This is a genomic window from Microcoleus sp. PH2017_12_PCY_D_A (genome assembly GCF_020738565.1).
Classification (GTDB): Bacteria; Cyanobacteriota; Cyanobacteriia; order Cyanobacteriales; family Microcoleaceae; genus Microcoleus.
On the sequence record NZ_JAEQCI010000145.1, the window covers coordinates 17,902 to 27,851 of the forward strand.

6 protein-coding genes and 1 pseudogene are annotated in these 9,950 nt (G+C 47.2%); 3 read left to right on the forward strand and 4 right to left on the reverse strand.

Annotated elements, in window-relative coordinates:
• Complete coding sequence (locus JGK39_RS29405; protein ID WP_293193679.1) at positions 1–255, reverse strand: hypothetical protein; 255 nt, start codon at positions 253–255, stop codon at positions 1–3.
• A gap of 1,807 nt (positions 256–2,062) precedes the next feature.
• Here JGK39_RS29405 and JGK39_RS29410 point away from each other — a divergent pair.
• From JGK39_RS29410 to JGK39_RS29420, 3 genes and pseudogenes are all read left to right on the forward strand, one after another.
• Complete coding sequence (locus tag JGK39_RS29410; RefSeq protein ID WP_293322554.1) at positions 2,063–4,366, forward strand: cadherin-like domain-containing protein; 2,304 nt, start codon at positions 2,063–2,065, stop codon at positions 4,364–4,366.
• Positions 4,363–4,563 (forward strand): annotated as a pseudogene (locus JGK39_RS29415) (calcium-binding protein); the annotation flags it as partial. The gene JGK39_RS29410 and the pseudogene JGK39_RS29415, both read left to right, overlap by 4 nt.
• A gap of 105 nt (positions 4,564–4,668) precedes the next feature.
• Positions 4,669–7,572 carry a hypothetical protein gene (locus tag JGK39_RS29420; protein WP_293305518.1) on the forward strand — a complete coding sequence of 968 codons (2,904 nt, stop codon included), beginning with the start codon at positions 4,669–4,671 and terminating at the stop codon, positions 7,570–7,572.
• Positions 7,573–7,942: 370 nt separating this feature from the next.
• Here JGK39_RS29420 and JGK39_RS29425 read toward each other — a convergent pair whose 3' ends face one another.
• The 3 genes from JGK39_RS29425 to JGK39_RS29435 all read right to left on the reverse strand — a co-directional run bounded on the left by JGK39_RS29425 (position 7,943) and on the right by JGK39_RS29435 (position 9,690).
• Complete coding sequence (locus tag JGK39_RS29425) at positions 7,943–8,068, reverse strand: hypothetical protein (RefSeq protein ID WP_293258965.1); 126 nt, start codon at positions 8,066–8,068, stop codon at positions 7,943–7,945.
• 8 nt (positions 8,069–8,076) lie between these two features.
• A complete protein-coding gene (gene phnE, locus JGK39_RS29430) occupies positions 8,077–8,871 on the reverse strand; it encodes a phosphonate ABC transporter, permease protein PhnE (protein ID WP_293258967.1) in 795 nt (264 codons plus the stop codon).
• Between the two features lie 78 nt (positions 8,872–8,949).
• Positions 8,950–9,690 (reverse strand): ATP-binding cassette domain-containing protein, encoded by a 741-nt coding sequence (locus JGK39_RS29435; protein WP_293258969.1) that lies wholly within the window; start codon positions 9,688–9,690, stop codon positions 8,950–8,952.
• Positions 9,691–9,950 lie beyond the last annotated feature (260 nt).

Genomic DNA, 9,950 nt, shown 5'->3' on the forward strand with positions numbered 1-9,950 from the left:
TTAGCGCCCCCCCGCCTCAAGTCTGAATGTGCCTGCGTTTTTGCAGCTAGCAATCGCGATCGGCAAACTAATTTTTACTCTTTCAATCAAAGTTTCTGAATGCGCTTCCCCCGATCGGGCGATCGCTGGGATCAAATATATTTGTTCAAACACTTTGAGGCTATAAAACTTGTACTTTAATAACAGTTTATTAGTTTTGATTGCCCTATGGCTTGGTGAAAGCCGAATTTTCTCCAATCTTGCTATTTTGAACATTTTGCACCTCTACCGCAGACCCCTTTACATTCGTCGGAAACTTGAGTTTGTCATTGCTCAGTAAAGTTAAATAGGAGGCACTTTACCAGGCGGATCTCTAGTTCTTATTAAGATTACTTCAGCTATCGCCCACCTGTTTCAGGGCAATATCGCAGGCAATTTTGAGTAAATTTTTGGCGGTAGCGATCGATCGCTGTGTCCTCACCACTTATCCTCTACCATCAACCCCCCATTTCAAATCTTGATTTTGTGTCAATTAATGAATTGGTCAGCCGGCGAGTCCTCATCCGTAAGCCCTGAGTCCTCATCCATAAGCCCTGAGCGGCGATCGCTAATCGATAGAGCGACCCTCTAAAATTCCTCATCGATTATTGCTAATTTACCGCTTCTATGTTAATGTTATTTTTTTGTTTAACTGTCTTAATCTAGCTAAAGTGAAGCAGGAAAAATAAAGTCAAGTGTCCGAGAAGTTTTCAGAATACAACTGCTATCGAATATTCCAGCCCTTTCCAGCAACCAGGATTTTTCTCATCTAGAGGACTGAGCCTCATCCAGCCTCTTTTTCGGTGAAATATTGGGAAAAGGCAACCATAAACTTACAAATAAACCGGGTTTATCGTGTCCACCACGGGTCATTTGCGCTCAAAATGCCGATCGAGCTTGTAATTTTAACCAAAAACAATGCCACTTTTCAGTTGACAGTTGACTGTTGACAGTTGACTGTTGACCGCTTGAGGGCTACCTCTCCATAAAAGGAAGAGGATTGAAACAGTGAAGAATTTTGTTTTATTTCCCCCTAAAAGGAGGAGGATTTAAACCCATTCTTCTTGGCAAAAATTAATGCAATTGTAGGCAAGGTTCAAGACAATACAAAATCTGTCATTACTAATCTCAAATTTAAAATCTCAAACCTAAAATCGTATAAATTATGTGTTTATTGCTATGTGTTATAGAATTTTACAAGAAAGAATTAGTCGAAAGCCGGAACCCGGAGCGGGAGAAATTAAAATCAGGCTATTCATTACTCCAATACTCGGACTTTTCGGTAGAGGCCGCTCTCAAACTGTCAACTGTCAACTGTCAACTGTCAACTGTTGAAAATCTGTATTGAGCCAGATATTATTGGGCAGAATTGCTATTTTGTTCTAAAATACAAAATCTTATCAGTTCGCGAGGCTGGCTCGAATTCAGATAAACTTATACGACAGAAAATTAAAACAAATATTTGCCGGGGCGAATCATCTAATTTATTTATTAATCATCGGGAACTAAAATTAGGAGCGTACAGTCACTGGCAAAAGAGATGCAAATCCTAAGTCAGGGAAGGATTTGTCAGAGCTGGGAGTGTTACAAAAAGTTAAGGCAACTAGGCTCGATCGCAGGAAAAGCAAGGTAAAATTTGGGTAATAAAGGTTTTGGGTAGTTATGTGGGAGTTGTCAGTTGCGAGTTTACATTCTGCAAATCCACTGTAGAAATTACGTAGAAAATCTACAATCCGGCCCATTTAGGCGCGGCTTACTGTAGAAATTACGGATAACATCAAAAGCGAGTTGCGCTCCGGCGCAGCACTTGGGGTGTATGTCGCGGCTTAATTATTTGGGGTGGGCAATTGCAGAATATACAACTCGCAACGGATGGAAATAACCCCTTGCAGTTTAAATAAATAGCATCTATAAACAGAAAGGTAGGACATCAGCCGCTCTAGCGCAGGCGAAAGTATGAAGTTGTAAAATTATGCTTCTGCTACATCCTCATTGCTGATAAACTGACTCAAAGAAACTCAGCCCTTTTGTGGAAATATCAAAGATGAAAGAAGAAATGTTGGAAAATGTATCGGGAACACTTTTTCCAGATCGAGATGAAACAGAAATTTCTGACCTAAAAAAAACCAGTTTGTTTTCACAGATCGCCCTGGATGATGAGCAGCCAAAACTCGTGTTTTCCCCCAGCGAGCTCGATCGACTCGCCGATTTTCGGGATGCTAGTGCGATCGATTCCGATAGCGGGTTAGGCAAGTTAGTTGACAATGCGATCGCCCAAAACAGCGGCATCACTAGCGGCAAAGTTCCGAATCCGCCTAAGGACGAATCCCCCAAAGTTACTGATGATAGCAGCAAAATTCCTGAATTGAGCGGTGTACCCGAAGAAGGTGCGGGCGACAAAAAAGACAAAGACAAAAAAGATGACAGCGGTAGCGATCCGCAGACGATCGAAGGTACCGATGGCGATGACATAATTGTCGCCACCGGCGCTAACCAGTCGCTCTACGGCAAAAAAGGCAAAGACAAACTCAAAGGAAAGAGTGGCAAAAATAAACTCTATGGAGGCAAAGACGGCGACGATTGCGAGGGCGGCGATGGCGATGACGAAGTAAGAGGCGATCGCGGCGACGACAAATGCGACGGCGGTGGCGGCAACGATACCCTCTACGGTGGCAAAGACAACGACACTCTTTCTGGCGGCACCGACAACGATACCTGCAAAGGCGACGACGGCGATGACTGGGTGCACGGCAACGACGGCAAGGATGACGTTGACGGCGGCAGCGGCAACGATACCGTCTACGGCGGCAAAGGCGACGACACCTGCAACGGCGGCGAAGGCAACGATACCGTCAGGGGCGATCGGGGTAACGATAACGTTAACGGCGGCGAAGGCAATGACACCGTTAACGGTGGCAAAGATAACGATACCGTCATCGGCGGTGCTGGCAGCGACGATTGCAGCGGCGACGACGGCGACGACACCGTAATGGGCGGCAGCGGCGACGACACCACAACAGGCGGTGCCGGCAACGACAACGTTAGCGGCGACGAGGGCGACGACAGCGTTGTCGGCGGTGAGGGCAAAGATACCTTGATCGGCGGATCGGGCAACGACGTTTGCAGCGGCGACGAGGGCGACGACAGCGTTGTCGGCGGATCTGGTGACGACACCGCGATGGGCGGATCTGGCAACGATACCCTCGTTACTGGCGACGGCAATGACATGGCAGACGGCGGCGATGGCGACGACAGCGTTGTCGGCGGCGGATCTGGCGACGATACGCTGATGGGCGGATCTGGCAACGATACGCTGATGGGCGGATCTGGCAACCATACCTGTAGCGGCGGTGCTGGAAATGACGTTTTTGTCATGGATATGGGTAACAATACCACTCCCGGAAGTTCCGTCATCACTGACTACGCAGACGGCTTGGACAAGTTTCTGCTGTCTGGCAGCTTGAACTTTAGCAGCTTGTTGTTTGTACAAGTCGGCCTCAATACCGAAATTCGGCTCAGCAGCAATCAGTTGGTACTGGCGCTATTGTTGAATGTCAGCGCTACGATTCTCAATGCTGGCGACTTTTTGGGAGTTAATGGTAGCTCTCCAACCCCATCTCCCACTCCAACTCCAACTCCAACTCCAAGTCGAATAGTTAATACCCCTCCGCGATCGCAAGCTAATAAGACACTCACAGTCGGTTCCGACGGCAACCCGCAAACTATTACTGGTGACTTGTTGAAGTTTGTCGATAGCGAGCAAGCTGCTAGCGAGATAGTGTTTAAGGTAACGGAACTGCCTGATGCTAAAACCGGGAAACTATTCTTTAAGGGAGCAGAGGTAGCACAAACCGGTTTAACCTTCACTCAAGTAGACATTAGCCTCGGTTTGTTAACTTTCCAAGCTGTCAAAGGTTTTACCGGTGCGGCTAGTTTTGGTTTTGAAGTTAGCGACGGTAAAAACGTCACCAGTCAGCGTTTTAGCTTCAATGTCGAGCAAAATATCTTTAATTTTGCGGGCAATACAACTCCTCAAGTTATTGTCGGTTCGCTGACGCTAGATAACGACATCGAAGGCGGCGACGGCGACGATGACATTAAAGGCGGTAAGGCAAAAGACAAAATTAAAGGAGGCAAAGGCAAGGACAAAATTAAAGGCGATGATGGCGATAACGATATCGACGGCGGCGATGACGATGACGAGATCGAAGTCGGTAAGGGCAAAAGCAAAATCATCGGCGGCAAAGGCAAGGACAAAATTAAAGGCGGCGATGCGATCATGATATCGACGGCGACGATGACGATGACGATATCATCATCATCGGTTCTAAGGGCAAAAACAAAATAAAAGGAGGCAAAGGCAAGGACAAAATTAAAGGCGGCGATGATGAGAATGATATCGACGGCGGCGATGACGATGACGATATCGAAGGTGGTAAAGGCAAAGACAAATTAACCGGCGGTATTGGCAATGACAAATTAACCGGAGATGACGGCGATGACGAAATCGACGGTGGCGAAGGAACCAATACTCTAAGTGGGGGTGCTGGCAAGAATCGCTTTATTTACCGCGTTTCCCGCGAGAAGATTAAAACAGTTGCAGAAGCTGACTTAATTACTGACTTTAAGGTTGATGACGATCTGTTAGAGTTGTCTGCCGCAGCTTTTGGTAATCTCAGCGTTGCCAGCTTGACTCGAGTGGCGATTACTGCTACTTCTGCTGTTGGGTCGATCGGCAGTTCTAACTTACTCGACTTCAGTGCTGATATCACCGTTACCAGCATCGCCACTTTGCAAGCGCGGTTTGCAGCCTTGGGCGGCAACAGCGACGCGCCTACTTTCTGTCAGTTTACAGATGCGGAGACCAACCGTACCGTGCTGGTATTTGCTGTTGGGGCGCGCTTTGAAGTTGTCACCAGTTTCTCGCTGAAATTTAGCCTGCAAATCAAGAACTTTGTCTTCAGCGGCCCGCCACTAAATGTTCCTGTCGGTACTTCCGGCCCTGACAATTTAAACTTCGGCACTTTTCCTGCCGCAGTTAATTTCAATGCTTTAGGTGGCGATGACAACATTGTCGGCAGCAACTTTAACGATACCATCAACGGCGGTGACGGCAACGATACCATCACCGGCGGCCTCGGTGCCGATGTGCTCAGCGGTGGCAGCGGTACGGATCTCTTTGTTTACACGACAACTAAAGAAGGCGGCGATAAAATTACCGACTTCAAATCTGGAACAGATAAATTCCAGTTTGTCTCGGGCGAATTCGGCAATTTGACTTCTACTAATTTTGTCAGTGTTAGCGGTTCAACTCCTGACATTACCGGCAAACAGTTAGTGATTTTCACTGGCGGAACCTATGCCAGTCTCGAAGCGGCTCAAGCTAAGGCTTTGGGCAGTTCTACAACTCCTGCTTTCTTCGCATATAACAATGCTGCGAACGAAACGGTGTTGGTGTTTGACTCGAATGGTACGATCGCAGGCGGTTTCACAACTGTTGCCAATCTAGGCACTGCTGCTGGGACTTTGGGCACAGCGGACTTTGTGTTTACTGGTGCGAGTGCAACTTCTCCGACTGGTACTTCTACAAATTCCGGCAGCATTGTTGATTTAAATGCTCCTGGGAATACCTATCCGAGTGGTAGCAATAATTTCGGTTCAGGTGCTGGCGGTTACAACTTCAGCACTCCCGTGTTATTTACCGGAGATGCGAAGGCTAACAATGTCACTGGTACTCAATTTGCTGACATCTTCAGCGGTGGGAGCGGTGCAGATATTCTGACTGGCGGCAGCGGTGCAGATATCTTTGCTTACAATTCTCCCGGTGAAGGCGGTGATACGATTACTGACTTTGCCTTTGGGGTTGACAAATTGAAGTTTGTCAGTGCTGCTTTCGGGAATTTCACTACTACTAATTTTGCCAGTGTGAGCGGTTCAGCTCCTGACATTACTGGTAAACAGTTGGTGATTTTCACTGGTGCCAATTATTCGACTGTGGAGGCGGCTCAAGCTAAGGCTGTGGGCAGTTCAACAACTCCTGGTTTCTTCGTATATACGAATACGAACAGCGAGACGGTGTTGGTGTTTGACTCGAACGGTACAGCGGCGGGCGGTTTCACAACTGTTGCTAATTTGGGTACGGCTGCGGGAACTTTGGGCACAGCAGACTTCTTGTTTACTGGTGCGACTGGTTCTGCTCCGACGGGTACTTCTACCAACTCCGGCAGCATTGTTGATTTAAATGCTAATCCGGGTACTTTCCCGACAAGCGGAGTTAATAACTTCGGTTCTGGTGCGGGCGGTTACAACTTTACTACTCCAGTCTTGTTTACCGGCAATTCAACTGTGGCGAATAACGTTACTGGTACTGAATTTGCTGACATCCTCAACGGTGGTGGCGGTGCAGATACGATCGCTGGTGGTGGCGGTGCAGATACTATCACCGGTGCTGGCGGTGCAGATATTCTGACTGGCGGTTCCGGTGCAGATATCTTTGCTTTCAAGGCTCCAGGTGAAGGCACTGATAGCATTACTGACTTTACATTCGGTACTGACAAATTGCAGTTTACTGCGAATGCTTTCGGGAATTTCACTACTACTAATTTTGCCAGTGTGAGCGGTTCAGCTCCTGACATTACTGGCAAACAGTTGGTGATTTTCACCGGTGCCAATTATTCGACTGTGGAGGCGGCTCAAGCTAAGGCTGTGGGTGGTTCTACAACTCCTGGTTTCTTCGTATATACGAATACGAACAGCGAGACGGTGTTGGTGTTTGACTCGAATGGTACAGCGGCGGGCGGTTTCACAACTGTTGCTAATTTGGGTACGGCTGCGGGGACTTTGGGCACAGCAGACTTCTTGTTTACTGGTTCGATCGCATCTTCACCTTCACCTCTACCTAACAGCAGCACTGTTGACTTAACTTCTCCTGGGAATACTTTCCCCGCTGTGAGCAATTTCGGTTCTGGTGTTGGCGGTTACAACTTCACCACACCTGTTTTATTCACTGGAGGTTCGGCTGCTAGCAACGTCACTGGTACTGAGTTTGCTGACATCTTGAATGGTGGATCGGGTGCCGATATTTTCAACGGTGGCGCTGGTAATGACAGCATCTCCGGCGGCGCTGGTAATGACAGTCTCAACGGTGGCGTTGGGAATGATACTTTAATCGGCGGTTTGGGAACAAATGTTCTCAGCGGTGGATTGGGTTCTGATGTGTTTGTGTTCACCGGAACTTCTGCTGGTGGTGGCGATATCATTACGGATTACAGCATTGTTGATGATGTAATGAACATTGACAAGATTGCTTTTGCCGGATTGGGTTCGGGGCCTTTGGGTGTGAATTTCTACCGGTACAGCAGCACGGTTGCTACTGTAACTGCGATCGAGTCTACGTTGACTTCGCCGTCGATTATTGCTCTCTTCGATAGTGCAGCTAATACTACTAAGCTGTATTACGATAGCAACGGTTCTACGGTTGGTGGTAACAGTTTGTTTGCTACTGTCAATGTGAATTTGGGAGTTTCGGGTAATTCTGAATTGTTCTTGTTCTAAACGGCAAGAATTCTAATCTGAATATCGACGGTATGCACGGGGACACAGCTATGCTGTGTCCCAAAAAGATAAGGACACAGCATAGCTGTGTCCTTATCTTTTTGGTAATTATTGAACAATTTGGTGGCTTTTTTTGGTAGGAAACGGCGGGAGTGCGGTGTCCTTTTTTGTGCTGTTGTTGATGGTGGATGCGATCGCGCGATCGACTCTTAGAAAATTAACTCTTCTTTCTTCAACCCACGCACCATCTGGGTTTCGTCTGACTTTCTGGCGGTTTCAACCGCCGTCTCCATTACAATATATCTTGGGGTTTGTTTACAAGGATTATTGAACGGTGTCGGTGCGTCGCTAGGAGATTTTCTATGTTGATTCAGGCATTTTTAAAGGCGACGCACCCTACGGAAGACTCTTCTTTCTTCAACCCACGCACCATCTGGGTTTCGTCTGACTTTCTGGCGGTTTCAACCGCCGTCTCAACCGCCGTTTCTTCCTCCATAATTGGCATTATTTCGTTTCCAATCGCTGCCGCCATTTACTGCTAATTACATCGATCGCAGTCACGACAACCAACAACACCAACATCATTGTAGTAGCCTTATTGTACTCAAAAGAGCGGATGTAATTCACCAACTCAAAACCAATACCGCCGGCGCCCACCACTCCCAACACCGAAGCCGCCCGGATGTTGTATTCAAACATCCACAGCGTGTAACCGAGCGCTAGCGGCAACACCTGCGGGAAAATGCCGTATTGCGCCACTTGCAGCCAAGATGCGCCCGCGACTTGCAGCGATTCGATCGATCGCCCTTCCACAGACTCGATCGCCTCCTGATAAAATTTAGCAAGATAACCTATAGTATAAATTGCCAGGGCCAAAGTACCAGCCGGCGCGCCCAAACCAGTCGCCGACACAAACAGCAAACCCAGCACAATTGAAGGAACCGATCGCACTGCATTTTGCAATAAATTAGCCAGCCATTGCAACCACTTTGGTGCTATATTATGGGCGCTGCAAATTGCAATCGGTACGGAAAGAATTGCGCCGATGGTCGTTCCCCAAAGTGACATTTGAACTGTTTCGATTAAGGCCTTAATTGCTACGTCGATAATTTCTAGATTCGGCGGCCACAATCGGGAAACAAAATCTGTCATGTAAGGCCAACTGCTTACCAAAGTTGCGGCATCAATTTCTAGTCCCCGCAGCGCCCAACCGTATAGTATAATTAAAGCTGCTACGATACTGAGATTTTTGATCCAGCCGTAAGTTTTAGATAAATTACCTGAGTTGTTTTGGGTCATTTGTGTTTATTTTAAGATTTTTTTTATGAACCGCAGAGGGCGCAGAGGGCACAGAGGAAGAGGGGAGAAGTGAGGGGTTCACGCTTCTACTTTGGGGGGTGTTAGTTTGCTGAATTTGTCGGATAGGTTGTGACATTTGCCATCATAGACTATCTGACCGGCGTCTAGGACGATCGCTCTTTTGGGATAAGTGCTGGCCATTCCCAAGTCGTGCAATACTACAACTACGGTCATACCTTGTTCTCGGTGCAGGCGATCGAGGATTTCCATTACTTGTTGGGCGGCGATTACGTCTAATCCGGTGGTGGGCTCGTCTGCGAGTAAAATCTGGGGTGATTGGATTAGGGCGCGGGCGATGGCGACTTTTTGCTGTTGTCCGCCGCTGAGCAGTCCGGTTTTTTGGTATGCTAGGTCTTGGAGTCCGAAGTCTGCGAGTAGGTCAAAAGCTCGATCGCGCTTTTGCTTCGGAAAACCCCACAGTGTCTCCCAAGTATTCAAACTTCCCAAGCAACCACAAAGCACATTGTCGATCGCAGGTAGCTGTTTAATCAACCCGCCGCCTTGAAAAATCAACCCAATATCGCGCCGAATTCGTCTCAGAGTGCGCGGTGTTATAACTGTATCGTTAATCCGAATTTCTCCGGTTTTGACGGGAACTAACCCGACAAATGAACGGAGAAGCGTAGATTTTCCGGCACCGTTCAAACCCAGCAGCGCTACAAATTCCCCTGGTTGAATTTTGCAATCAATCTTGTTCAAAATCGGGCGATTTAGCGATGTTGAATAAGCGGTTTCTAATTGGCTGCATTCGATAGTCATAGGAAGAAGGAAGAAGGAAGAATGTTTTAATTGTTGTCGTGAAAAAAGGAATGAGAAATACTGAAAAAAATTAGCTGAGTTTTAATTTGGTGTATTAACTTAGTAAGTAAATATTTTTTGATATAATTTGCCCTTAATATAATTTATCCTCTAAATCTTACAATAAAATAGGTTCGTAGTGAGGACTTTAGTCCTTCTTTTCCTGAGGACTCAAGTCCTCATAATAAAATAGGTTCGTAGTGAGGACTTTAGTCCTTCTT

Excerpts from the sequence above, each read along its gene's own strand:
- JGK39_RS29405 (WP_293193679.1), bottom strand. The coding sequence starts at position 255 with ATGTTCAAAATAGCAAGATTGGAGAAAATTCGGCTTTCACCAAGCCAT.
- JGK39_RS29410 (WP_293322554.1), top strand. The coding sequence starts at position 2,063 with ATGAAAGAAGAAATGTTGGAAAATGTATCGGGAACACTTTTTCCAGAT.
- JGK39_RS29425 (WP_293258965.1), bottom strand. The coding sequence starts at position 8,068 with ATGGAGGAAGAAACGGCGGTTGAGACGGCGGTTGAAACCGCCAGAAAG.
- phnE (WP_293258967.1), bottom strand. The coding sequence starts at position 8,871 with ATGACCCAAAACAACTCAGGTAATTTATCTAAAACTTACGGCTGGATC.
- JGK39_RS29435 (WP_293258969.1), bottom strand. The coding sequence starts at position 9,690 with ATGACTATCGAATGCAGCCAATTAGAAACCGCTTATTCAACATCGCTA.